Origin of the sequence: Kitasatospora sp. NPDC101183 (assembly GCF_044767945.1) — a bacterium.
In the GTDB taxonomy this organism is placed as follows: domain Bacteria; phylum Actinomycetota; class Actinomycetes; order Streptomycetales; family Streptomycetaceae; genus Kitasatospora.
This window is the reverse complement of the sequence record NZ_JBIWOW010000013.1, coordinates 30,014-52,702: the sequence shown is the minus strand read 5'-3', so window position 1 is coordinate 52,702 and position 22,689 is coordinate 30,014. Positions and strand designations below refer to the sequence as shown.

Sequence of the window (22,689 nt, the reverse complement as noted above, 5' to 3'; positions counted from 1 at the left end):
GGACCGGTGAGCCCCGCGCGGACGAGCCCGTCAACCGACCACCACAGGAGCCACGACGTGTCCAGGATCATCACCACCGCGATCCCCGCCCACGGCCACACCGGCCCGCTGCTCGCCGTCTCCGCCGACCTCGCCGCCCGGGGCCACGAGGTGGTCTTCCTCGGCGGCGCCCGCTTCGCCGGGGCGGCCGGGCGGGCCGGGGTGCGCTTCGTCGCCCTGCCCCCGGAGGCGGACTTCGACGACCGCGACCTCGACGCGAGCTTCCCCGGTCGGGCGGCCCTCGCCCCCGGGCCCGAGCGGCTGGCCTTCGACGCCCGGCGCGTCTTCACCGACCCGATCCCGCACCAGTACCGCGCGCTGCTCGCCCTGCTGGAGGAGTTCCCGGCGGACGCCGTCCTCGCGGACGCCTTCGTGCAGGGCGTGCTGCCGCTGGCGCTGAGCCGCCCGAGGGCCGAGCGCCCGGCGCTGATCGGCATCGGCGTGACGCCGCCGCTGCTGCCGAGCGCGGACACCGCGCCCTTCGGCCTGGCGCTGACCCCGCTGCCCGGCGAGGAGGGCCGGGAGCGCAACCGGGCGCTGCGGGAGGAGGCGGAGCGCCGGGGCGAGCCGCTGCGGCGGTACACGGAGGAGGTGTACGCCGGGCTGGGCGTGCGCCTGCCCGAGGGTCCGCGCGGGCTGGCGCCGGTCGTCGTCCCGGACCACTTCCTCCAGCTGACCGTGCCCGGCTTCGAGTACCCGCGCGGCGACGCCCCCGCGACCTTCCGGATGATCGGCGCGCTGCCCGGCATCGTCGGCCACCTCGGCGAGGAGCAGCCGCTGCCCGACTGGTGGCCGCAGCTCTCCCAGGGCCGCCCGGTGGTCGTGGTGACCCAGGGCACCCTCGCCAACGACGACCTCGGCGCGCTGGTCGCCCCGGCCGTCACCGCCCTCGCCGGGCAGGACGTGCTGGTGGTCGCCGCCACCGGACGCCCGGACGGGCCACGGGAGTTGACGGAGCTGCTGGGCGGGCGGCTGCCCGACAACGCCCGGGCCGCCGGGTACGTCCCGTTCGAGCGGCTGCTGCCGCTCACCGACGTGCTGGTCAGCAACGGCGGCTACGGCGGGGTGCAGAACGCGCTGCGCCACGGCGTCCCGCTGGTGGTCGCCGGGGCGAGCGAGGACAAGCCGGAGGTCGCGGCCCGGGTGCGCTGGACGGGCGTGGGCATCGACCTGCGCACCGGCCGCCCGGAGCCCGAGCAGGTCGGCCGGGCGGTCGGCGAGGTGCTCGGCGACGGCCGCTACCGCGAGCGCGCCCTCGCGCTGCGCGAGGAGCTGGAGCGGTACCGGCCGTTCGACGCGATCGCCGAGCTGGTCGAGTCCCTCTAGGCGCTCGGGCGCTACTCGCCGTCCCCGTCCGGGGCCGAACTCGGCGCCGGGGCACCGGCCTTGGCGATGCCGAGCTTGGCCTCGGCCGTCGTCCAGTCGGTGGCGATCGCCTGCTGGGCGGCGGCCAGGGTGGTCTGGCCCTTGCAGATCGCCGTGTGGAGGTGGGTCTCCACCGAGTCCTTCGGGTTGTTGGGGCCCTTGCCCGGCACGTGGTCGGGGGAGGGCGGCTGCACCCAGAGGTTGCGCGGGTCGTTGGGGTCGCCGCCGAGCTGCAGGCTGATCAGGTGGTCGTACTCGGCGTCGTTCATCGGCCCGGTGTAGCCGTAGGACTTGGCGTTCTCCGCCTTCTCCTTGCCGGTGATGTTCGCCGGCGGGCGGATGGTGGAGGTGTAGCCGCCCGGCTTGCAGATGGTGTCGTTGACGGTGGCCTGGGTGACGGCCGGGCTGATCGCGCCGGGGGTGCAGTTCGGGTCGGGCAGCGGCTGCTTGTCGGCGGTGTACCGGTAGTGGCAGCTGCCGGCCGCGGGCTGCGGCTGGACGTCGTACGAGCTCTTCGGGCCGGGCCCGGTGACGATCGCGGCCTGCGCGGGCGGGGCGGCGGCCTCACCGGTGGCGGCGGCGCTGTGGGCGCCGGACTTGCCCTCGGCCGGCTTGGCGCTGTGGCCGCCGCCGGACGAGCAGCCTGCGGTGGCTGCGGCGAGCAGTGCGGCCGCGGCTATGGCCAGGGCGGCGCGGGCGGGAGCCGGCACGGGGGTTCCTCCAGGTCGATGCGGTGGGGCTGCACGACCTGGCCGGAAGGGGTTCCGGACGCGGGCCGCGCCAGCGGACACTACCGTGTCGACGGGGCCGAAGGAGTGACGTCGCGTCCGCTGACGGGACGGCGCGAGAGGCCCGGGGCGGGCGCGCGGAATCGTTTCGCCGCCCCTTCGTGTCCGACCCTTCGCCCCACCGCCTCCCCCCACCCCCGCGTGTCGGCCCCTCCCGGGCACACGAAAGCGCCGACGCCCGTCCGGGGACGGGCGTCGGCGCTGGTACCGCTACTGCTACGGGACCCGGGCTCAGCGGCCCTTCGCGGCCCCGGCCTCCTTGGCGGCCTTCTCGGCGGCCTCCTTGGCGTGCTTCTCCTTGACGCGCACGGTCTCCTTGCGCACGTCCACCTGGTTGGCGCGCTCGTGCTGGAGCCACAGCGGGTTCTCGGCCTTGATCGCCTCGATCTCCTCCGTGGTGAGCGCCTCCTTCACCCCGCCCCGGGCCAGGCCCGAGATGGTGATGCCGAGCTTCGCCGCCACGACCGGACGCGGGTGCGGCCCGTTCTCCCGCAGCTCCTGGAGCCACTGCGGCGGCTCGGCCTGCAGCGCGCTGAGCTCCTCGCGGGAGACCACGCCCTCCTGGAAGTCGGTCGGCGCCGCGTCGAGGTAGATCCCCAGCTTCTTGGCCGCCGTGGCCGGCTTCATGGTCTGGCTGGTCTTCTGCTTGAGCGATGTCATACGAACAAGGGTAAGGGAGCCGGCGGGCGCTCCCGGTCACGGTCGGTAGCCTTGCCCTGTGACTGAGATGCAGGTGAACCCGTCGTTCAAGCTCGCGTACGTGCCCGGGGTGACCCCCGGGAAGTGGGTCGGAGTGTGGGCGGAGCGGATTCCGGACGTGCGGCTGGAGCTGGTGGCGGTCGCGTCGACGGAGGGCGAGCGGACGGTGCGGGAGGGCGGGGTGGACGCCGGGCTGATCCGGCTGCCCGTGGACAAGGACGTGCTGAGCGCGATCCCGCTGTACGAGGAGGCGACCGTCGTCGTCTTCCCGAAGGACCACTGGCTGGCCGCCGCCGAGGAGGTCGCGCTGGAGGACCTGGCGGAGGAGGTGGTCTTCCACCCGCTGGACGACACGCTCGGGTACACCGCCGAGACCCTGCCCGGGCGGGCGGCCGTCGAGCGGCCGCAGACGACGGCGGACGCGATCGAGCTGGTGGCGGCCAATGTGGGCGTGCTGCTGGTGCCGCAGTCGCTGGCGCGGCTGCACCACCGCAAGGACCTCACGTACCGGCCCGCTCCGGCGGCGGCGCAGTCGAAGGTGGCGCTGTCCTGGCTGGAGGAGCGGACCACGGACCTGGTGGAGGAGTTCATCGGGATCGTCCGGGGCCGTACGGTCAACAGCTCGCGCGGGCGCGGCGCCGGGCAGCAGCAGCCGTCCGCCGGGGAACGGGCCGGGAAGGCCTCCGCGCCGCGCAAGCCGCATCCGGGCGGCGGGCAGGCGAAGGGCCAGGCCAAGAGCCCGGCGAAGAAGGGTGGCGCGCCCCAGAGGGCCCGCGGCGGCGCGGCGGCCCCGAAGGGCCGGGGCAAGCCGAAGCGGCGGGGCTAGACCTGTCCGCGACAGCCGCGGCCGGCCTCCCCCGGGGAGACCGGCCGCGGCCGTTCCTGTCCGGCCGCCGGGCTCCGGTGCTGCTCCGGTGCTGCCCCCGGTGCCGGCCGGCTCAGTAGAGGACCACGGAGAGCCGCGCCGGGCCCGTCTCGGTGGTGGTGTCGCAGAAGTAGACGACGGCCCGGTGGCTGCTCACGTACGCCTCGCCGGCCGTCCGGCAGGCGGCGGCGGTCGGGTAGATGCCGATGTAGGTGTAGGTGGAAGCCTGGGCGGCCGGGGCGGCGATCAGGGCGCCGCCCGCCACGATTCCGGTCACGGCCAGGGCGGAGAATGCCTTGCGAAGGGACATGTGTGGTCTTCCTCCCATAGACGAGCGCCGGGGCCTGCGCCCCCGCACTTCGTCGAGGAGCCTCCTCCGAATGTGAAGGAAGGGCAATGGTCGAGACCAATTCCGACCGGAAGCAGTGTGGTGTTCCCGTGACGGTGCAGGTCACGGGCTCGCCCGGCGGGCTGACGATCACCTTCCGGACAGTTCTTGCAATGTTGCGGCCCTGACAGTTCGTCAACCCACGCCGGTTCCGGAAGGCCGCCGACCGGTACGGCGCGACAGCGGTACATTCAGCCCGATTCCCGAAGGACCCTCGGAAGGGGTGCGGCTGTGTGGAACGACCTGGTGATCGTCCAGATCCCGATCGCGGAGAAGATCCTCCGCACGATCGCGGTCTACGCGTTGATCCTCATCCTGTTCCGGCTGGCGGGGAAGCGCGGGCTGGCCGGGCTGAACACCTTCGACATGGTGGTCGTGTTCCTGCTCTCCAACGTGGTGCAGAACGCGATCATCGGCAACGACAACAGCCTGGTGGGCGGCGCGATCGGGGCCGCCACGCTGATCGCCGTGAACTCCGGCGTCACCCGCCGGCTGGCGCGGAGCCCGCGCGCCGCCCGCTGGCTGGAGGGCACGCCGACCACCGTCGTGCGCGACGGGAAGCTGGTGCCCGGGGCGCTGCGCGGGCTGTCGCTGCGCCCGTCGGAGCTGGAGCACGCGATCCGGGTGCAGAACGGCGACAACGTGAGCGACGTGGCCCGCGCCCGGCTGGAGCCGGACGGGCAGCTGCTGGTGACGCTCAAGGCGGCCGAGCAGTCCGCGACCCGGGGGGACGTGGAGGAGCTGCGGCAGCGGCTGGACGTCATCGAGCGGCTGCTCACCACCCTCGCGGAGAAGCCCAAGTCCTAACCCCTGTCCACCGTACGGGGGTTGGGGGCCAGGGCCGCCCGCCGGGCGGTGCGGGCCGGGGCGGTGGCGGCGGCCAGGGCGAAGCCGAGGGTGGCCGCCACCAGGTGGCCGACGGTGGTGAACTCCGGCAGGGGGCCCGGCCAGTCGCCGTCGCCGCCGAGCGGCCAGGCCACCACGAAGGCGGCCCAGGGCAGGCGGGCCCAGCGGGGGACGGCGAGGACGGCGACGGCGAGGACGGTCTGGGCGCCGTAGCTGATCCCGTAGTCGTAGGAGGAACGGACATCCTCCGGGTACCAGCCCTGGCCCAGCGCGAGCAGGATGACCACGGCGGTGATCAGCGTGGCGAGCACGTGCCCGCCGAGGAAGACGCCCAGCGCCCGCAGGGAGCCCCAGCGGCGCTCGATCCAGGCCAGGCAGCCGCAGACGCCGATGCCCAGGGTGATCAGGGTGCCGCCGAAGCCGGGGGAGGTGACGTCGGTGAGGGTGCCGTCGTAGAGCAGGGCGCTGCCGACCATGGCCCGGACGGGGTGGTCGGGCAGGTTGTCCAGGTTGGTGCTGACGTACGCGCGCAGCTCGTCGGCCCGTTCGGGCGTGAGGAAGTCCTCGAACCAGTAGTGGCTGATGACGAGCAGCACGACGTAGCACAGGGTCAGCGGCGAGCGGCGCGGGTACGTCCGCAGGAAGCGGAGCAGCCGGTGCAGGGGCCGGCGCCGCCGATCGGGTGGGGTCATGTCCGGCACGGTACCGGGTGATGATCACCGTTGTGTGCCGCGTGCGTCACCGGGCCCGGCGGGCGAGGGTGGCGGTGAAGGGGCGCGGGGTCATCGAGGCCCGGCGGGCGGGGCGGACGGGGCGGCCGGGGGTGGGGGTGAGCGTCCAGCGGGAGGCGATGGTGGCGAGGGCGAGGCAGGCCTCGGCGGTGCCGAACGCGTCGCCGATGCAGCGGCGGGCGCCGAGGCCGAAGGGCAGGTAGGTGCCGGGGGCGGGGCGGGTGGTGGTGAGCCAGCGGTCCGGGTCGAAGCGGTCCGGGCAGGGGTAGAGGTCGGCGCGGCGGTGCAGCAGGTGCGGGCTGAACAGCAGGGTGGTGCCGGCGGGCAGGCGGCGGCCGGCGAGTTCCGTCTCGGTGGAGGTGGTGCGGCTGAGCAGCCAGGCGACGGGGTAGAGGCGCAGCGTCTCGGAGACGATCCTGGCCGTGAGCGGCAGGTGGGGGAGGTCCTCGTGGCGGGCGCGGCGGCCGTCGAGGACGGTGTCGAGCTCGCTGTGCATGCGGTCGCGGACGGCGGGGTTGGCGGCGAGCAGCGTCCAGGCCCAGGAGAGGGTGGCGGCGGTGGTCTCCATGCCGGCGAGCAGGAAGGTGACGACCTGGTCGTGGATCTCGGGGTCGGTGAGGCCGCGCCCGTCCTCGTCGAGGGCGCCGAGCAGCATGGAGAGCAGGTCGTGGTGGTCGGTGCCGTCGGCGCGGTAGTCGGCGATGAGGCGGCGGGTGATCTCCAGCATGTCGCGGCGGGCGTGGCGGAAGCGCAGGTTGCCGGGGGTGGGCAGCCGGTCGACGCCGGGCAGGGGCAGCATCATCCGGCGGGCGACGCCGCGGGAGACCTCGTCCATGCAGCGGTGGACGGGCAGTTCGCCGGCGCGGTCGTGGGCGGCGAAGAGGCAGCGGGCGGTGACGGCGGTGGCGAGGCGGTACATGGCGGCGGGCACGTCGATGACGTCGCCCTCGCTCCAGGGGGCGGTGGTGGCGTCGATCTCCTCGGACATCAGCGCCGCGTAGCCGGGCAGGCGGCCGCGCTGGAAGGCGGGCTGGAGCATCCGGCGCTGGCGGCGGTGGGCGGCGGCCGGGCAGGTGGCGAGGCCGTGGCCCATGACCTCGCGGGCCTTGTCGAGGATGACGCCGCCCTTGTCGAAGGTGCGGTCGTCGGTGAGGAGCGTGCGCACCAGCTCGGGGTGGCAGACCACGTACGCCTCCAGCGGGCCGAGCCGCAGCCGGACGAGGTCCCCGTGGGCGGCGAGGCCCGCGACGAAGGCGTACGGGCGGCGGACGAACGCGGGGGCGTGCCCGAGCAGGGGGAGGGCGCCGGGCGCGTCGACGGCGGTGAAGTGCGGTGCGGTGGTCGGGTACGGGAGGGGCACGGGCGTCACCTTGGTGCGGGAGGGCCGGTGGAACGGTTCGTGTCCGGGTGTATCCCGCTGGCCTCCGGCGAAACGCCCCGGTGCTCGCCGGTGGGGCGGGGGAGGACCGGCGGCCGGAGCGAGCGCGGGGGCGTGTGCCGAACGCCCGTGCGCTCCCGGGGTGGTGGCGGGGCGGTGGCGGACGGGGCCTTCCGGCCGTGCGGGCGGCGGCCTAGACTGCCAAGCCGCGCGGGACTACCCGTCAGTAACGATCGTCGGCCCCGCGCGCCGCGCGGCCCGGGACCGGCGGGAACAGGAGTGGGGATGAGCGAGCAGCGCGTCCACGCCTTCGCGGACGACGCCCTCGGCGAGCACGACGCCGTCGCCCTGGCGGACCTGGTGCGCACGGGTGGGGCCGGGCCCCGGGAGCTGGTCGCGGCCGCCGTCGCGCGCGCCGCCCGGATCGACGCCGCGCTCGCCCCCGTCGCCCACGACCACCACGACCGGCCGCGGATCAGCCGGGAGGGGATCGGCGGCCCGCTGTGGGGCGTGCCGACGTACCTCAAGGACAACGTCGACCTGCGCGGGGTGCCGACCGGCATGGGCAGCGCCGCGTTCCGCGCCCGCCCGGCCCGCCGCAACGCCCGCTTCGCCGACCAGTTCCTCTCCACCGGCCTCGCCGTGCTCGGCAAGACCCGGCTGCCCGAGTTCGGGCTCAACGCCTCCACCGAGTTCGCGGCCGCCGAGCCCGTACGCAACCCCTGGGAGCCCGGGCACTCGGCGGGCGCCTCCTCCGGCGGGTCGGCCGCGCTGGTCGCGGCCGGGGTCGTGCCGATCGCGCACGCCAACGACGGCGGCGGGTCCATCCGCATCCCCGCCGCCTGCTGCGGGCTCGTCGGGCTCAAGCCCACCCGGGGGCGGCTGGTCGGCAACGCGCAGGGCGGCAAGCTGCCGATCGACCTGGTGACGGACGGCGTGCTCACCCGCAGCGTGCGGGACACCGCCGCGTTCTACGCCGCCGCCGAACTCCACCACCGCAACCCGAAGTTGCCGCCGATCGGGCACGTCGAGGGGCCGGGGGAGCGGCGGCTGCGGATCGGGCTGGTGGTGGACTCGCCGATCGCCGAGACCGACGAGCAGACCCGCCGGGCGGTCGAGGAGACGGCGGGACGGCTGGAGGCGATGGGGCACCGGGTGGAGCCCATGACGCTGCCCTTCGGGGAGGAGTTCTCGCGGGACTTCATCTCGTACTGGGGCTACATCGCCTGGGCCATCGCCGTCAGCGGCCCGCTGATGCTCGACCCGGGCTTCCGGGTCGGCCGCCTCGACGGGCTCACCACGGGCCTGCGGCGCCACTTCCGGTCCGAGTACCGCCGCCTCCCGGGCGTGCTGCGGCGGCTGCGGCGGGCCGAGGAGGTGTACGCGGGGATCTTCCGGGAGCACGACGCCGTCCTGTCCCCGGTGCTCGCCCACACGGCCCCGCCGCTGGGCCACCTGAGCCCCAACGTGCCGTACGAGGAGCTGATCGAGCGCCTGCTCCGGTACGTGGCCTTCACCCCGGTCAACAACGTCACCGGCGGCCCCGCCATCGCCCTGCCCACCGCCGCCACCCCGGCGGGCCTGCCCGTCGGCGTCCACCTCTCGGCCGCCCACGGGCAGGAGCGCCTGCTGCTGGAGCTGGCCTACGCGCTGGAGGCCGACCGCCCCTGGCGCCGCATCCAGGACTGACGAGCCCCCGGCCGCCCCCGCCCCTCAGCCGGCCGCGATGGCGTGGGCGGAGTGCACCTCGTGGTGGAGCGGCGCGAGGGCGCAGGCCGGCGGGAGCGGGGTGGGCGGGCCGGCGGGCGGGGGCGCGCCGGTGCGCAGGGCGGTGGCGAGGGCCGTCAGGTCGGCGGTGACGGCCGCGACCTCGGCCGGGGTCGGGACGGGGGCGCCGTGCTCCACCCGGACGCGGGTGGCCGTGGTGGTGTCCACGATCCGCTCCACCGCGATCACCAGCGGCCACCAGGCCTCCGCGCGGGCCCCCACCGGCGGCGGCTCGGTCAGCGCCCGCTGGAACTCGCTGCGCACGGTGGCGAGGTCCCGGTAGAGGCGGCGCCGGTAGCGGGCCCGGGCGGGCCCGTCGCGGCCCGGCCCGTCGGTGAAGGCCAGCGCGACGTACGCGGCGGTGTCCTGGACGGCGTCGGCGAGCCGGTCCCCGATGCGGGTGTGCCAGGACTCCGGCCACAGCAGGTACCCGGCGACCAGCGCGATCCCGCAGCCGATCAGCGAGTCGTACAGCCGGGGCAGCACCAGGTGGAAGCCCTGGTGGTTGAGCAGGTCGGACAGCAGCAGGATCACCGGGGTGATGGCGGCGGTCTGGAACGCGTACCCCTTCGCGGACAGCGCCGGGATCAGCGTGGCGAGGACGGCCATCACCGGCACGTCCCACCAGCCGTGCGGCACCTCCGCGAGGACGGGCGCGGCGATCAGCAGCCCGGCCGCCGTGCCGAGGGCGCGCAGCACCGCGCGGGAGAACACCGAGCCGAAGTCCGGCTTCAGCACGAAGGTCACCGTCAGCGAGACCCAGTACGAGCGGGGCACCGCGATCACCGACACCAGGACCTGCGCGATCCCGATGCACAGCGCCAGCCGCAGCCCGTACCGCCAGGACGCGCCGGACAGCAGCAGCGCCCGCACGGCCCGGCGGGCCCGGACCTCGACGGCGGCGGGCCGGCCGAGCCGGTCGGCGGTGGCGTACGGGTCCGGCTCGGGCTCGCGGACGACGGAGGCCGCGTGCCCGATCGCCTCCTCCAGCGCCAGCGTGGACGGCCCGACGGCCTCGGGCAGGCCCGGCCCGGGCGTCGGACCGGCGCGCCCCCGCGCGACGGCCTCGGCCAGCCGCCGTACGGCCTGCGGGTAGGCGGCGGGCAGCCGGCCGAGCTCCGGCGGCCGGTACTGGACGGCCGCGGCCGCCTCGACCACCGGGATCAGCGCGTTGAGCTGCGCGAGCAGCCGCACCAGGGTGGGGGAGCGCCCGTGGCGGCGGGCGCGGCGGGCCAGCAGCAGGTCGTAGGACTGGTCGAGGGACTGGGTGAGGGCCCGCCGCCGGGGCTCGTACTCCTCGGTGCCGGTGGCCTCCAGCAGCTCGGCGACGGCCCGGTAGGTGTCGGCCACCTCCGCCCGTTCGGGCACCCCGCCGCGCAGCGGCCAGGCGAGCAGGGTGAGGGCGAGGACCCCGAGGCCGCCGAGCAGCAGCAGGGCGGGCGGCAGCCACCAGGGCGGGGGCATCGGCAGCCCGGCGCCGACGACGGCGTTGAGCAGCAGGAGCAGCCCGGAGACGGAGGCGACGGCGCCGATGGAGGAGATCATCCCGGAGACGAGGGCGACGCCGGTCAGCGCGGCCACGGCCGTCCAGCCGCTGCCGTGGACCAGAGTGCCGAGCAGCAGGCCGCCGGCGCCGACCAGTTGGGGGACGGCGATGTTGAAGACCCGCATCCGGTACGCGTCGGCGGTGTCCCCGATGACGGCGGACAGCGCGCCCATCGACACCAGCGCGCCGTAGCCGGGCCGCCCGGTGGCGGTGCCCACGGCCAGTGGCACGGAGAGGGCGACGGAGGCCCGGGCGACGGCCGCCCAGGGGATCGGCGCGGCGCGCGGCCGCAGGCCCGCGGTCAGCCAGCTGGGCGGGGCGAGGGCGCGGGCTCGGGGCGGTGGCACAGATCCACGGTGCGCCCTGGAGGGCGGGTGCGCCAACGGCGGAACGTGTGGTTACGGTTCAGTTTTCTCGCGCGTATGTCAATTGTTGAAACATATTCCTGGTTATGTCAGACGCCGAAACATAAAGGGTCCATGAGGGCTCCCGGGAACTGCGGAGATTTCCCAATCGGTAACCCGCGGGAAAGGGTTGACACCATAAGTTGGTCTAGTCCAACGTAGGAGGCGCGTGGTCCGGCGAGTGCTGAGGCAAGGTGAGAGGCCCTGTCGGACGGGCGAGTTGGCCACCTGAGGCGTCGGCAGTCGACGCTCGGGGCCGACGGCGAGAAGGAATGTGTGCGGACCGGGCTTTCAGCGAGCGGTCCCCATTCCGGCGGCGCCGCCGAGCGGTCACCGAGGGCTCGCCGTACCCGCGGCAGCGTTCCAGGAAAGCGCTGCATCGACTACGAACCATGGAGTGCAGGCCATGCCGAGCCCAGGGCTCACCGCGAAAGGAGCGCCCGCCGCGGGTGCTCCCCGAGGAGGGAGCAACCACGTGCCGCGCCAGAACCCTCTGAACCCTCTGAACCATCTGAGCACCACGACCACCCACCGGGCCCCGACCGCCCACGTCGCCGTGCACACCACCGTCGCGCCCGACGCCGAGCGGCACGACCGCACGGCCCTGCGCGCCGCGCTGACCGCCAGCACCGAGGACCGGATCGTCTACGACCTCGACGGCATCGCCCGCCAGTACACCGACCTGCTCGCCGAACTGCCGGGCGTGGCCGTCCGGTTCGCCATGAAGGCCTGCCCGCTGGACGAGGTGCTCGCCCACCTCGCCGCCCTCGGCGCCGGGTTCGACGCCGCCGGGCCGCAGGAGATCGACCAGGCGCTGCGCACCGGCGTGCCGCCCGAGCTGATCCACTACGGCAACACCGTCAAGTCGGACGTGAACATCGCCGAGGCCTACCGGCTGGGGGTGCGCGACTTCGCCACCGACAGCCTGGAGGACGTCGCCGCGATCGCCCGACACGCGCCCGGCGCCCGGGTGTTCTGCCGCATCGCCACCACCGGGGACGGCGCCCTGTGGGGCCTGAGCCGCAAGTTCGGCTGCTCGCCCGAGGACGCGCTGCGCGTCATGGACGCCGCCCGCACGGCGGGCCTGGAGCCCACCGGCCTGAGCGTGCACGTCGGCTCCCAGCAGCTGACCGCCGAGGCCTGGACGGCCGCCGTCGACTCCCTGGAGGAGGTGCTGGAGGCCCTCAACTGGCGCGGCATCACCCCGGACCGGATCAACCTCGGCGGCGGCCTGCCCGCCCTCGGAGTCCTCGACCGGCACGGCCGCGCCCTGGAGCCGCCGCTGGACAAGATGTTCGCCGTGCTGCGCGAGGGCATGGCCCGGCTGAGCGCGGTGAGCGCCGTCCCGCTGGAGTTCCTCGTCGAGCCCGGCCGTCACCTCGTCGCCGACCACGGCGCCATCCGCGCCCACGTCGCCCGGCTCACCTCCCGCCACCAGCTGGACGGCACCCGCGAGGACTGGCTCTACCTCAGCTGCGGCAAGTTCAACGGCCTGTACGAGATGGACCAGTTGCAGTACCGCCTGGAGTTCCCGACCCACCCCGGCGGCCAGTTCGTCAACGCCGTCGTCGCCGGCCCGACCTGCGACAGCGACGACGCCTTCGACGAGGAGGAGGGCCGGGTACGGGTGCCCCGCGCCCTCGCCTCCGGCGACCCGGTGTGGATCCACTCCTGCGGCGCGTACGCCACCGCCTACACCACCCGGGGCTTCAACGGCTTCGAGCCGCTGCCCCACAGCGTCGTCGGCGGGAGCCTCCCGCACGTCCCGGGGCCGCGCGACGGCGGCTGACCGCCCCCTCAGACCTCGCCCGGCACCGCCGCTCCCCCCGTCGCGGCGTGCCGGGCGAGCCGCTCCCTCAGGGCCGTCAGCCGGGCGATCTCGCCGTCCAGCGCGGCGAGGCGGGCGGTGATCACCGGGGCGAAGGTCTCCGGCCCGGCGCCGCCCGAGCAGCGCCGCGGAGGGTCCTCCAGCAGCCCTTCCAGCCGGTGCACCCGGCTGGCCAGGTCGTCCACCGTCAGCCCCACGGCCAGCAGTTCGCGGATCACCCGCACCCGGGCGACCTCCGAGAGACCGTACTCGCGCTGCCCCGAGGCGGTGCGCACCGGTGGCGGCAGCAGCCCCCGCTGTTCGTAGAAGCGCAGCGCCCTGGGCGTGGTGCCCGCCGCCGCTGCCGCGTCGCCGATCCGCATCGACTCCCCCTCCCGGTCAGAGCTCCACGACGGTCGCCCCGAACCCTCCCTCGGTGAACAGGGTGTTCAACGCCTCGGGCGCCCGATCGATGCCCGCGACGGAGGTGTACGGGAAGACGATCCGCCCCTCGCGCAGCCAGCCGGCCAGGCGCTCGCGCCACTCGGCCTCCAGATCGGGGTGGTCCAGGATCGTGAACCCGCGCAGGCTCAGGCCCAGGGTGCCGATCCGGAAGGTGTCCAGCACGGCCGGCGCCCCGCCGCCCGGGAGCCCGGGGTCGAGCTGCCCGGCGATCGCCCCGACCAGCGCGAAGCGGGCGCCCCGGCGGGCGGCGTCCACGGCGGCGCCCAGCTGCTCGCCGCCGACGAGGTCCAGCACCACGTCCAGGCCCTCGGGCGCCGCCTCGGCCAGCTGCTCGGCGAAGGGCCGCCCGCCGCCCACCAGCACGGCGTCGTACCCGAGTTCCTCGACCAGGCGCTTCGCCTTCCCCTCCGAGCGGGTGGTGCCGATGACCCGGCCGGCGCCCAGCAGCCGGGCGATCTGCCCGGCGAGCGAGCCGACCGCGCCCGAGGCGGCCGTCACCAGCACCACGTCCCCTTCGCGGACCCCGGCGGTGCGGGTCAGCGCGCCGTACCCGGCGGAGGCGGTCGAGACCAGGGCGAGCGGCTGCGGGAACCCGGCCGGCACCGGGGTGAACTGCGCGGCCTCCCCGACGACGGCCTCCCGGAAGCCGCCCAGGTGGGTCACCAGATCCCCCGGCCGCAGCGGCCCGTCCTCCGGCGCGGCCAGCACCTCGCCGAGCGCCGGGCCGAACAGCGCGTCCCCGACCCCGAGCGGCGCCAGCGGCACGCCCGGGCCCCCGCCGCCGATCAGCGTCCGCAGGCCGGGGAAGAGCAGGAACGCCCGGTTGCGCACCAGCACCTCCCCGGGCCCGGGCGCCGCCAGCGGCTCCTCGGCGACGGTGAAGTCCGAGGCGGCGGGCAGCCCCTCGGGCAGGGAGGTCAGCCGGACGACACGGGAGGTGCGGGGCAGGGCCATGAGCGTGCTCCTTCGGGGCGGCCGGCGGCGGGCTGTCCGCCGCGCGGTGCCCGGACGCTAACCCCTGACCCGTGCGTCAGGGGCAAGCCCGCGGCCCAGGTGCCGCTGGAGGCGCAGGTGCCGGAACTGGTGGACGGCCCCGGCCTGGCGCAGCGCGCCGCGCCGGTAGGCGTCGTCCAGGAAGGCGGCGGTGTCCCAGGGCAGCCGGCCGGTGAGCGGCAGCCAGATCCGCACCAGCAGCACCCACTGCCCCCAGGCCGTGAACCCGAGGACGTACGCGGGGACGGCGCTGATGCTGCCGATGGCCCCGATGGTCAGCGCCCGCTGCAGCCCCCAGTCGTAGGCGCCGAAGGTGCCCTGGAGCAGCCGCACCCAGCAGGTGCCCCCGGCGGTGACGGCGAGGCCGAACAGGGGGAACAGCAGGGCGGCCTGGCGGCTGACGGTGGAGCGGTTGGCGGCCAGCAGACGGCCGGGGGAGGCGGCGGAGGCCGTGTCCATGGGGGATTCGAGCACGGCCAGCAGCCCGAACACGGCCGTGGTGGCGGTGGCGAAGGTCAGGCCGAACAGCGTCATGTTGGCGACGGCCGTGTCCCGGATGCGGGGGTTGGCGAGGGAGAGGTGGTCGAAGAGGAACCACTGGGTCGAGCTGGCCACGGCGCACCCGGCGCCCAGCACGAAGGAGCCCAGGAACAGCGAGCCCAGGTGGACGGCGACGGCGCGGGGCGAGCGGGCGCGCGCGCCCCGCCCGCCCCGGGGCCAGCGCAGGCGCGCGTACGTCGGCTTCCAGCTCTCGCCGTGGTTGACGGCCAGGGTCAGGGCGTAGGCGGCGGCGAAGGCGACCCCGGCGGCCAGCCCGACCAGCAGGCCCTGGACGAGGACCTCGGTGGCGGTCATGTCGAACAGCAGGCCGAGGGTGCAGGCGGGGACGGTGACGAAGAGGAAGGCGGCCAGGCCGACGGCGAGGGTCCGGGCCGAGCGCGGCAGCAGGTCCGGCAGCCGCCACCAGGCCAGCTCCGTCCGCTCCCGGCCGGGGCGGTCGAGGTGACGGGCCAGCAGGCCCAGCCACCGCCGCGTGCGGGCGGCGTCCCAGCCCGCGGCCGGCTCCCCGGCGCCCGGGGCCCGGCGCCGGTAGAGGGCCGGGACGAACCCGGCGAGCAGGTGCTCCTCGACGGCCTCCACGGTCGGGAAGCGCTCCTCGTCGAGCAGTTCGGCCGGGTCCTGGCCGGGGGAGTCGCCGTACAGCGTCCGGGCGAGGGCGGTCATCAGGGGCGTGCTCAGCGCCCGGGCGAGCCGTTCGGCGGCCCCGGTGCCCCGGCTCAGCAGCGGGCCCCAGGCCGCCGAGTCCTCGGCGCGCCCGGTGCGGGGCAGGTAGGCGAGCAGGTCCTCCGGGGTGAGGTCGGCCAGCTCGACGACGGCGGCGCCCAGGACGGGCGCGTGGACGGCGGCGATCGCCTCGGCCAGCTCGCCCCGGCGGCTGGTCAGGACGAGCGGGCGCAGCGTGTCGTTGAGCGCCTCCAGGGCCCGGGCGCGCAGCCCCTCCCCGATCTCGTCGAAGCCGTCCAGGACGGGCAGCAGCGCGTCCGAGCGGATCAGCGCGGCGGCCAGGGTGAGGGATTCCCCCGGCGCCCGCCGCGCCAGGTCCGGGTGCTCGGCGAGGAGTTGCTCCTCCATCCAGTCCGTCAGCGCGACGTGCGCGGGGTCCCAGGAGCTGAGCCGGAAGACCACCGGGATCTGCTCGGCGCGGTCGGCCAGGAGGTCGAGGACCAGCCGGACGGCGAGGACGGACTTCCCGGAGCCCGCCCGCCCGACGATGACCAGCCGGCGCGAGGGGACGCCGCGGTGGAGCGCGGCGATCCCCGTGATGTCCCCGCTGAGGTCCAGCGGCGCGGGCACGCCGCCGGGCCCGAGGCGCTGCACGCTCTCCGGCCGGTCGCGCAGCCCGTCGGCGGCCTCGCGCCAGCGCACGGGCAGCGGGAACGGGTCGTGGATGCGCCGCTGGTCCTCCTCGCCCTGCCAGCGGTGGCGCAGCTCCCGGGCGAGGCTGCCCGCCGCCTCGGCGAGCGCGCCCTCCAGCGGGAGCGGGCGGTGCCTCGCCCCGGGCGGCGCGGGCTCGGCGGGCTCCGCCGCCTTCGGCGGCGCCGGCTCCCCGGCCGCGAGGGCGGCCAGCAGGGCGCGCTCCTCGTCGGTGGCGTCCAGCGCGTCGGCGATCAGGCCGATCGTGCCCATCCGGTGGTCGAAGCGCTCCCCCGTCTCCAGGCGCCGGATGGTGCGCACACTGACCAGGGAGGCGGCGGCGAGCTGCTCCTGCGTCAGTTTCGCCCGCCGGCGCAACCGCCGTACGAGAGACCCCAGTTGTTCCGTCACCATGCCCCCGCTGGCATCGATACATGATCGGTTGAACGGGGGCCGACTCTGCCATCCGCCGGTTCGGGGTGGCAACTGGGCGGGGAAGGCGGTCAGGGGCAGGAGCGGCGGTAGGGGATGTCGGGGATGTAGTGCTTCCACTCCTCGGGGGTGAGGGGGCCCGCCCGGTCGCACAGGTCGTGGACGAGGAGGGAGGGGGCGATCGGGTAGGTGAAGAACGCACCTTCCAGATCCATGGCGGTGAGGCTCGTGCCGTCCGCCGAGAAGGCGATCGCCACCGGTTCCAGGGTGGGGCCGGTGAGCGCGACGCCCAGCGGGGTCCGGCTCACGGTGTCCCAGACCTGGACCTGGTAGTGGCCGGTGCCGACCTCCTGGACGGCGGCGAAGAGGCGGCCGTCCGGTGAGACGGTGCTGCGGCTGACGAACCCGTGCAGGACGGTGCCGGTGTGCAGGCCGTCCTTGGGCAGGAGAGTGCGGGCGTCCCAGGAACGGAGGTAGGGCACGACACCGTCGGGGGAGGCGTACAGGGTGCCGTCGTCGCCGACGGCGTCCGGTTGGAAGTCCGCGGGGCCCTTGACCATGGCCTCGCCCGAGGGGAACGCGACGGACCCGAGAGCGGTGAAGACCGATCGTCCGTCGGGGTGGAAGAGGATGTTCGGGTGGCCGCCGAGGTACTGGGTCCTCTCCCGGGACGTGTGCAGCAGGAGCTGGATGGAGAGGTCCCAGTAGCTCAGGGCGGTGAGGTACTCGGTTCCGTCCGGCCACGACTCCTCGACGGCCAGTGACGCGCCGTCGGGGGAGAAGGCCAGGGCGACGTCGACGGCGCCGGACTTCTCGGGCGGGGCCGCCGAGCCGAGGGAGGCGAGCTGGGGACGGCCCTCCGCGGCCAGGTCCCAGACGTTGATCCGCCGACCGCACTGAGCGGCCAGCCGGTGGCCGTCGGCGCTGAGCCCGAAGGCCGCGGAGGTCTCGCACCCCTCCGCGGTGAGGCCGAACGACTTGACGTGCTTGGTCAGGGACCAGACGTCGAAGCCGGTGTCGGTGCGCACGGCCACGGTCGTGCGGTCCTGGCTGGTCTGCGCGCGGTCGCCGGCGTAGAAGGCCTTGGTCGCCTCGGGAGGCCTGGTGTAGGCACGGACGCCGAGCAGACGGACGACGTGGTCGTCTCCGATGCACACCAGCGCGGTGTCGTCGTCGGCGAAGCGGTAGGCGAAGTTCGGGCCGCAGTCGCTGTCCGTGGACGGACTCGTCACGAGGGGGGTCGTCCGGGGGTCGCACCTCATGGCGCCCGTCGTGCAGACCTTCCAGATGGCGCCGGCCTGCGTGAGGTGGTGCCCGTCGGCGCTGAACCACAGCGGGGCGTCGAGGATTCCCGGGCGTCCCTTCAACCTCTGGACGGTGCCCTCCGGGCGGTTGAGCACGTCGATCTCGTCCGGCCCGCCGACGACCGCCGCGAGGTTCCCGTCCGGGCTGAACACCATCGGTCCGCGGACCTCCGCGGCGACGATCCCGGTCTGCGGGACCGGCAGCGGTTTCATGTCCGGGAGCGAGGCCCACCGGAACGGCTGGTTCTCGCCCGGCTCGCGGAAGGACACGATCCTCTCGTCGGCGGAGAACGAGGCGAAGCGCAGGAAGTAGGAGTCGACCGGCGTGGACACGCCGCCGAGTTGACCTGCCGTGCGTGCGTTCCACAGGGCCAGGGTGTCCGTGTGCGGCGCACCGGGTTTCGTGATGATCTCCGTCAGGAGGTAGGTCCCGTGCGGGCTGAGAGCGAGGTGGTGCTGCCACTCGCGGCTCGGATCGGGGACGGTGAAGGTCTCCGCCCGGAGGGCCGGGGCGCCGTGGGAGAGGTCGAGCAGACGGGCGATGCCGTCGTTCGCCAGGACGGCCGCGGTCGTCCCGTCCGCGGACACGGCGATCTCGTGGACGGTGGCCGGGGCCGTCCAGGAACCGGTACGGGTGTGCGTGTGCAGATCCCACACGTTCACCCGGTTGTCGTCGGCGGCGGCGAACACGCGGCCCGAGTCGTCGAGGGCGGCGATCCTGTCCTGGAACGGGGGCAGCCGGAAGGCGTCCTGCTCGCTCTGGTGGTCCGTCGCCATCAGCGCCGACCAGGACTCCGGCGTGTCCGCCAGCCCGGCCGCCGCCACCGAGAGACGCCGGGCCAGCTGCGGGTCGCTCGTCCGCAGCGACTCGGCCTCCCCGGCGACCTGCGCCGAGGTCGCGCGGTCACGCTGCGAGGCCAGCGTGTTCCGCTGCTGGAACGCCACCACGGCCGCCCCCGTCGCGACCACCAGCAGCAGCGCCAGCAGCGCGCTCAGACCCACCCGCAGCCGCCCCCGGCGGCGGCTCAGCGCCGCGCAGGCCTCCAGGAACGCCCGCTCGGCCTCGTTGAGCACCAGGTGGCGCCGCCCCGTCGCCGCCCAGGCCTGGGCCTGCGCCAGCGGGGTGCCCTGCACCAGGTCGTTGCGCTTGCGCCCGTGGCCCGTCCACGTCCGCGCCGCCTCGGCGAGGCGCTGGTGGACGGCGAGTCCGGCGCGCTCGCCCGCCGCCCAGTCGCGCAGCCGGGGCCAGGCGCGGATCAGCGCGGCCGTGGCCAAGGTCGCCCTGTCCTCCTCCCAGACCAGCACGCCCGCCCGGGTGAACACCTCCAGCACGCGGTCCACCACCTGCGCGGGGACGAGGTCGTCGCCGAACTCCGCCCGGTGCGCGAAGCGGAGCGTGTCCTCCGCGCGTTCCCCCGGGGCCACGAGCCGCAGCAGCAGCGACGGCACGGCCTGCCGCTCCTGCGCGTCCAGGCCTGCGAACGCCGCCTCCGCGACCTCGGCCCGCGAGGGCGCCGCGTCGCGCGGCGGCCCGGCGGGCCCGGCCCCCTCCACCACGGCCGCCAGGTCGGCGCGCCCCACCAGGGACAGCAGCAGCTGCTCGGCGCTGGGCCGCAGCCGCGGGTCCTTGGCCAGGGAGGCCGCCACAAGCGAGCGCAGCGGCTGCTCCAGGCGGGAGGTGTCGGGCTCGTGCGTCGCGACCTGGTGCGCCACGGCCCCGAGGCTGGGGCCGTCGAAGGCGTCCTGTCCGGTCGCGGCGAACAGGACGACCGCCGCCCAGCCCCACACGTCCACCCGGCCGTCGCCGGGGTCGCCCCGGTAGCGCTCGGGCGGCATGTAGCGCAGGGTGCCCATCGGCAGGCCGGTGGTGGCCGTGCCCTCCAGGATGCGGGCGATCCCGAAGTCGATCACCCGGGGGCCGTCCGGCCCGAGGAGGATGTTCTCCGGCTTGAGGTCCCGGTGCACCACCCCGGCCCGGTGGATCGCCACCAGCGCCGCCGCCAGGTTGACGGCGAGCCGCCGCAGCTCCTCCGGCCCGTACGCGCCGGAGCCGTGGACGGCCCGGCGCAGGTCCGGCCCGGCCACGTACTCGCTGACGACGTACGGAACGGCGCCGTCCAGATCGGAGTCCAGGACCCGGGTGGTGCAGTACGGCTCCACCTTGCGCCAGGCGGTGATCTCCCGGCGCAGCCGCTCCCTGTCCTCCTCGTCCACGGCGCGCAGCACCTTGACCGCGACGCGTCTCCCGTTCGCGTCGTAGCCCTCGTACACCACGCCCTGACCGCCCGACCCCAGCCGGCCGTCGAGGTAGAAGCCCCCCAACTGCCGCGGATCCCCCGGCACCAACGATTCGCCCACCGGCCCCGCTCCTCCCCGCCTGTCGGCCTCCACGATGCGCCGGGCGGGGCACGGACGGCCAGGTCACGGGACCGGCCAGATGTGGCCGGTCGCGCTGGCCGCCCGGCCGCAGCGGCGTTCCACCGCACGTGGTTGGCTGGAGGCGCCATCGTGAGAGCCGCACCGAGAGGGACGAAGCAGCATGACGACGGAACAGGCCCCCGAGCCCTACGAGCACGTCGACGAGGACTGGCAGACCGCCCTGGCCGTCGTCGCCCACCCCGACGACATGGAGTACGGCGGCGCCTCGGCCGTCGCCCGCTGGACGGCCCAGGGCAAGAAGGTCGTCTACGTGATGGTCACCAGCGGCGAGGCCGGGATCGACTCCCTCGCCCCCGAGGAGTGCGGCCCGCTGCGCGAGGCCGAGCAGATCGCCTCCGCCCGCGTCGTCGGCGTCGACACCGTCGAGTTCCTCGGCCACCGTGACGGCGTCGTCGAGTACGGGCTGCCGCTGCGCCGCGACATCGCCCGCGCGGTGCGCCGCCACCGCCCGGACGTCGTGATCACCAGCAACTTCCGCGAGACCTACGGCGGGGTGTTCCTCAACCAGGCCGACCACATCGCCGTCGGCCGCGCCACCCTGGACGCCGTCCGGGACGCGGGCAACCGCTGGGTGTTCCGCGAGCTGCTCGACGAGGGCCACGAGCCGTGGAACGGCGTGCGCCAGATCTGGGCGGCCGCCTCGCCCGAGTCCCGGCACGCCGTGGACACCACCGACACCTTCGACCTCGGCGTGGCCTCCCTGGAGGAGCACAAGGCGTACCTGGCCGGGCTCGGCGGGCAGATGGCCGAGCCGCGCGAGTTCCTGGAGGGCTTCGGCCGGGGCGCCGGCAGCCGCCTGGGCACCCGCTTCGCCGTGCCCTTCGAGGTGTTCCCGCTCGGCTAGTCCCCGGCTAGTCCTGCTGATCAGGGGTGTCGGCGCCGCCCTCGCGGCGCCGGCGCCGGTAGCGCAGCACCTGGCGCAGCAGGAAGGCCGCGACCAGCACCCCCAGCCCGACGGCGAACCAGAGCTGGTAGCGCAGCGCCGTCCGGTACACCGTGCCGATGTTGGCGCCCGCCACGTACCCGAAGCCCGCCCACACGCCCGTCCACAGCGCCGCGCCCAGCAGGTTGAACGGCAGGAACCGCCCCCAGGACATCCCCGTCGTCCCGGCGATGATCCCGTTGGTCTGGCGCAGCCCGTCCACGAACCGGGCGACGGTGACGACCTTGCCGCCGTGCCGGGCGAAGAACCCCTCGGCGCGGCCCAGGCGTTCGGGGGTGATCAGCATGTAGCGGCCCCAGCGGTGGACGAAGGCCCGCCCGCCGGTGCGGCCGATCACGAAGCCGAGGGTGTTGCCGAGCGCGGCGGCGCCGAAGGCGATCAGCACCACGCCCGCGAAGTCCAGGTGGCCGGTGCCCGCGTAGACCGAGGCGAGGATCAGGATCGTCTGACCCGGCACCGGGACGCCGCAGTTGTCGAGCAGCACGAGCAGCGCCACCGCGAGGTACCCGTAGTGGTCCAGCAGTGGCGCGAGCCCGGCGAGCGCCCCGGGCAGGGGAGTGGCGGGGGCGGACATCCCGGCTCACCGCCCTTCGGCGGCCGGGGCCTCGGCGGCGCGGTGGGTCAGCGGGCCGCTCGCGAGACGTGTTCGACGTTGCAGTCCGGGCCCGGGTAGATCAGGCCCTCGTGGCCGTCCTCGAAACGGACGACGTAGGGCGGTTCGCCGTCGGTGCCGCGCACCTCGGTGATGATGCCCTTCTGGTCCACCATGCCCACCCGGCTGCTGTGGATGTGGAGCTGGTCACCTACCGCTGCGTGCATGGTCGTGCTCCTCAGGTCGTCACGGGCGCCCGCACGGGGGCGGTTCCGCTATCCACTGTGCTGCGCCGGGAGCACCCTCGCAACGGCTCGCCCTCAGGGGGTCGGGAGCCGTTGCGCCAGGTAGCTGCGCACCAGCCGCTTGCACTCGGCGATGAGCGCCGGATCGCCCTCCGGGTCGCCCCGGAAGGCGAGCTTGAGCACCGCGTCGGCGGCCTCCAGCGCGACCCTCAGCGCCAGGGTCAGCGCCTCCGGGTCCCCGTCCGTGAACAGCTCGCCGCCGAGCGCCTGGAGGCGCAGCGCGACGGCCGTGTTGTTGTCCACCCCCGCGTCCAGCAGGTGCAGGTCGTCGCGGACGCCGGAGGGAACGGCCGTCCCGGCGAGGCCGAAGTCGACCTGGCCGAACCCCGGCACGGTGCGCTTCATGACGACGAACTCCTCCACCGCGAGGTCGGTGAAGGAGGCCGGGCCGACGGGCGCGGCGGTGGCCAGCCGGCCGTCCAGGCGCTGGAGGTACAGGTCGAGGTTGCGGCCCGCGAGCGCGGCGAGCAGGTCCTCCTTGCCCGCGAAGAACTGGTACAGCGTGCCGATCGGCACCTGGGCGCGGAGGGCGACCTCCTTGGTGGTGAGCGCACCCGCCCCGACCTCGTCGAGCAGCCCGGCGCAGGCGTCCAGGATCCGGCCGTACCGCTCCTGGCTGCGCTGCTGGACCGGCCGGCGTCTGCCGGTGGGGTGAGTCCTGGTGTCCGCGCTCATGGCG

Annotated in this window: 19 protein-coding genes; 6 read left to right on the top strand and 13 right to left on the bottom strand. The window is 75.1% G+C overall.

Annotated elements, in window-relative coordinates:
• Positions 1–57: 57 nt before the first annotated feature.
• Positions 58–1,365 (top strand): nucleotide disphospho-sugar-binding domain-containing protein, encoded by a 1,308-nt coding sequence (locus ACIRRS_RS19480; RefSeq protein ID WP_402972172.1) that lies wholly within the window; start codon positions 58–60, stop codon positions 1,363–1,365.
• 11 nt (positions 1,366–1,376) lie between these two features.
• On the opposite strand, the gene ACIRRS_RS19475 is transcribed toward ACIRRS_RS19480, so the two are convergent.
• Together ACIRRS_RS19475 and ACIRRS_RS19470 are read right to left on the bottom strand one after the other, a co-directional pair.
• Positions 1,377–2,114: a hypothetical protein gene (locus tag ACIRRS_RS19475; RefSeq protein ID WP_402972170.1), complete on the bottom strand. Its 738-nt coding sequence runs from the start codon at positions 2,112–2,114 to the stop codon at positions 1,377–1,379.
• A 309-nt stretch (positions 2,115–2,423) separates the two neighbouring features.
• Positions 2,424–2,852, bottom strand: coding sequence for a DUF5997 family protein (locus ACIRRS_RS19470; RefSeq protein WP_402972168.1), 429 nt, complete (start codon positions 2,850–2,852; stop codon positions 2,424–2,426).
• Positions 2,853–2,910: 58 nt separating this feature from the next.
• Between ACIRRS_RS19470 and ACIRRS_RS19465 the strand changes: the two genes are divergently transcribed.
• The gene (locus ACIRRS_RS19465; RefSeq protein WP_402972166.1) at positions 2,911–3,717 is read left to right on the top strand and encodes a LysR substrate-binding domain-containing protein; all 807 of its coding nucleotides are present in this window, start codon (positions 2,911–2,913) and stop codon (positions 3,715–3,717) included.
• Between the two features lie 112 nt (positions 3,718–3,829).
• On the opposite strand, the gene ACIRRS_RS19460 is transcribed toward ACIRRS_RS19465, so the two are convergent.
• On the bottom strand, positions 3,830–4,066 hold the full coding sequence (locus ACIRRS_RS19460) for a hypothetical protein (RefSeq protein WP_402972164.1): 237 nt from the start codon (positions 4,064–4,066) through the stop codon (positions 3,830–3,832).
• 309 nt (positions 4,067–4,375) lie between these two features.
• Here ACIRRS_RS19460 and ACIRRS_RS19455 point away from each other — a divergent pair, with 309 nt between their 5' ends.
• On the top strand, positions 4,376–4,951 hold the full coding sequence (locus ACIRRS_RS19455; RefSeq protein ID WP_402972162.1) for a DUF421 domain-containing protein: 576 nt from the start codon (positions 4,376–4,378) through the stop codon (positions 4,949–4,951).
• On the opposite strand, the gene ACIRRS_RS19450 is transcribed toward ACIRRS_RS19455, so the two are convergent.
• Both ACIRRS_RS19450 and ACIRRS_RS19445 read right to left on the bottom strand, forming a co-directional pair.
• On the bottom strand, positions 4,948–5,682 hold the full coding sequence (locus ACIRRS_RS19450) for a rhomboid-like protein (protein ID WP_402972160.1): 735 nt from the start codon (positions 5,680–5,682) through the stop codon (positions 4,948–4,950). The genes ACIRRS_RS19455 and ACIRRS_RS19450 overlap by 4 nt on opposite strands.
• 46 nt (positions 5,683–5,728) lie before the next feature.
• Positions 5,729–7,081 carry a cytochrome P450 gene (locus ACIRRS_RS19445; RefSeq protein WP_402972158.1) on the bottom strand — a complete coding sequence of 451 codons (1,353 nt, stop codon included), beginning with the start codon at positions 7,079–7,081 and terminating at the stop codon, positions 5,729–5,731.
• A gap of 303 nt (positions 7,082–7,384) precedes the next feature.
• Between ACIRRS_RS19445 and ACIRRS_RS19440 the strand changes: the two genes are divergently transcribed.
• Complete coding sequence (locus ACIRRS_RS19440) at positions 7,385–8,788, top strand: amidase (RefSeq protein ID WP_402972156.1); 1,404 nt, start codon at positions 7,385–7,387, stop codon at positions 8,786–8,788.
• 24 nt (positions 8,789–8,812) lie between these two features.
• On the opposite strand, the gene ACIRRS_RS19435 is transcribed toward ACIRRS_RS19440, so the two are convergent.
• Positions 8,813–10,759, bottom strand: coding sequence for an FUSC family protein (locus tag ACIRRS_RS19435; protein WP_402972154.1), 1,947 nt, complete (start codon positions 10,757–10,759; stop codon positions 8,813–8,815).
• Positions 10,760–11,372: 613 nt separating this feature from the next.
• On the opposite strand from ACIRRS_RS19435, the gene ACIRRS_RS19430 reads away from it, so the two are divergent.
• Entirely contained in the window at positions 11,373–12,605 is a 1,233-nt protein-coding gene (locus ACIRRS_RS19430) for a type III PLP-dependent enzyme (RefSeq protein WP_402972510.1), read from the top strand.
• Positions 12,606–12,613: 8 nt separating this feature from the next.
• On the opposite strand, the gene ACIRRS_RS19425 is transcribed toward ACIRRS_RS19430, so the two are convergent.
• From ACIRRS_RS19425 to ACIRRS_RS19410, 4 genes are all read right to left on the bottom strand, one after another.
• Positions 12,614–13,006, bottom strand: a complete 393-nt coding sequence (locus ACIRRS_RS19425; protein ID WP_402972152.1) for a MerR family transcriptional regulator — start codon at positions 13,004–13,006, stop codon at positions 12,614–12,616.
• A gap of 16 nt (positions 13,007–13,022) precedes the next feature.
• Positions 13,023–14,042 carry an MDR family NADP-dependent oxidoreductase gene (locus tag ACIRRS_RS19420; protein WP_402972148.1) on the bottom strand — a complete coding sequence of 340 codons (1,020 nt, stop codon included), beginning with the start codon at positions 14,040–14,042 and terminating at the stop codon, positions 13,023–13,025.
• Positions 14,043–14,099: 57 nt separating this feature from the next.
• Positions 14,100–16,409: an NACHT domain-containing protein gene (locus ACIRRS_RS19415; protein WP_402972147.1), complete on the bottom strand. Its 2,310-nt coding sequence runs from the start codon at positions 16,407–16,409 to the stop codon at positions 14,100–14,102.
• Positions 16,410–16,498: 89 nt separating this feature from the next.
• Complete coding sequence (locus ACIRRS_RS19410) at positions 16,499–20,089, bottom strand: protein kinase (protein WP_402972145.1); 3,591 nt, start codon at positions 20,087–20,089, stop codon at positions 16,499–16,501.
• 181 nt (positions 20,090–20,270) lie between these two features.
• Here ACIRRS_RS19410 and ACIRRS_RS19405 point away from each other — a divergent pair, with 181 nt between their 5' ends.
• On the top strand, positions 20,271–21,014 hold the full coding sequence (locus ACIRRS_RS19405; RefSeq protein WP_402972144.1) for a PIG-L deacetylase family protein: 744 nt from the start codon (positions 20,271–20,273) through the stop codon (positions 21,012–21,014).
• Positions 21,015–21,021: 7 nt separating this feature from the next.
• Here the strand turns inward: ACIRRS_RS19405 and ACIRRS_RS19400 are convergent, their stop codons facing one another.
• From ACIRRS_RS19400 to ACIRRS_RS19390, 3 genes are all read right to left on the bottom strand, one after another.
• The gene (locus ACIRRS_RS19400; RefSeq protein WP_402972142.1) at positions 21,022–21,687 is read right to left on the bottom strand and encodes a DedA family protein; all 666 of its coding nucleotides are present in this window, start codon (positions 21,685–21,687) and stop codon (positions 21,022–21,024) included.
• Between the two features lie 47 nt (positions 21,688–21,734).
• Complete coding sequence (locus tag ACIRRS_RS19395; RefSeq protein ID WP_402972140.1) at positions 21,735–21,932, bottom strand: DUF1918 domain-containing protein; 198 nt, start codon at positions 21,930–21,932, stop codon at positions 21,735–21,737.
• Positions 21,933–22,025: 93 nt separating this feature from the next.
• The gene (locus ACIRRS_RS19390; protein WP_402972138.1) at positions 22,026–22,685 is read right to left on the bottom strand and encodes a TetR/AcrR family transcriptional regulator; all 660 of its coding nucleotides are present in this window, start codon (positions 22,683–22,685) and stop codon (positions 22,026–22,028) included.
• Between the last annotated feature and the right edge of the window lie 4 nt (positions 22,686–22,689).

Coding starts and splice junctions, on each gene's coding strand:
- ACIRRS_RS19470 (WP_402972168.1), bottom strand. CDS start 2,852: ATGACATCGCTCAAGCAGAAGACCAGCCAGACCATGAAGCCGGCCACG.
- ACIRRS_RS19460 (WP_402972164.1), bottom strand. CDS start 4,066: ATGTCCCTTCGCAAGGCATTCTCCGCCCTGGCCGTGACCGGAATCGTG.
- ACIRRS_RS19450 (WP_402972160.1), bottom strand. CDS start 5,682: ATGACCCCACCCGATCGGCGGCGCCGGCCCCTGCACCGGCTGCTCCGC.
- ACIRRS_RS19440 (WP_402972156.1), top strand. CDS start 7,385: ATGAGCGAGCAGCGCGTCCACGCCTTCGCGGACGACGCCCTCGGCGAG.
- ACIRRS_RS19425 (WP_402972152.1), bottom strand. CDS start 13,006: ATGCGGATCGGCGACGCGGCAGCGGCGGCGGGCACCACGCCCAGGGCG.
- ACIRRS_RS19420 (WP_402972148.1), bottom strand. CDS start 14,042: ATGGCCCTGCCCCGCACCTCCCGTGTCGTCCGGCTGACCTCCCTGCCC.
- ACIRRS_RS19415 (WP_402972147.1), bottom strand. CDS start 16,409: ATGGTGACGGAACAACTGGGGTCTCTCGTACGGCGGTTGCGCCGGCGG.
- ACIRRS_RS19405 (WP_402972144.1), top strand. CDS start 20,271: ATGACGACGGAACAGGCCCCCGAGCCCTACGAGCACGTCGACGAGGAC.
- ACIRRS_RS19400 (WP_402972142.1), bottom strand. CDS start 21,687: ATGTCCGCCCCCGCCACTCCCCTGCCCGGGGCGCTCGCCGGGCTCGCG.
- ACIRRS_RS19395 (WP_402972140.1), bottom strand. CDS start 21,932: ATGCACGCAGCGGTAGGTGACCAGCTCCACATCCACAGCAGCCGGGTG.
- ACIRRS_RS19390 (WP_402972138.1), bottom strand. CDS start 22,685: ATGAGCGCGGACACCAGGACTCACCCCACCGGCAGACGCCGGCCGGTC.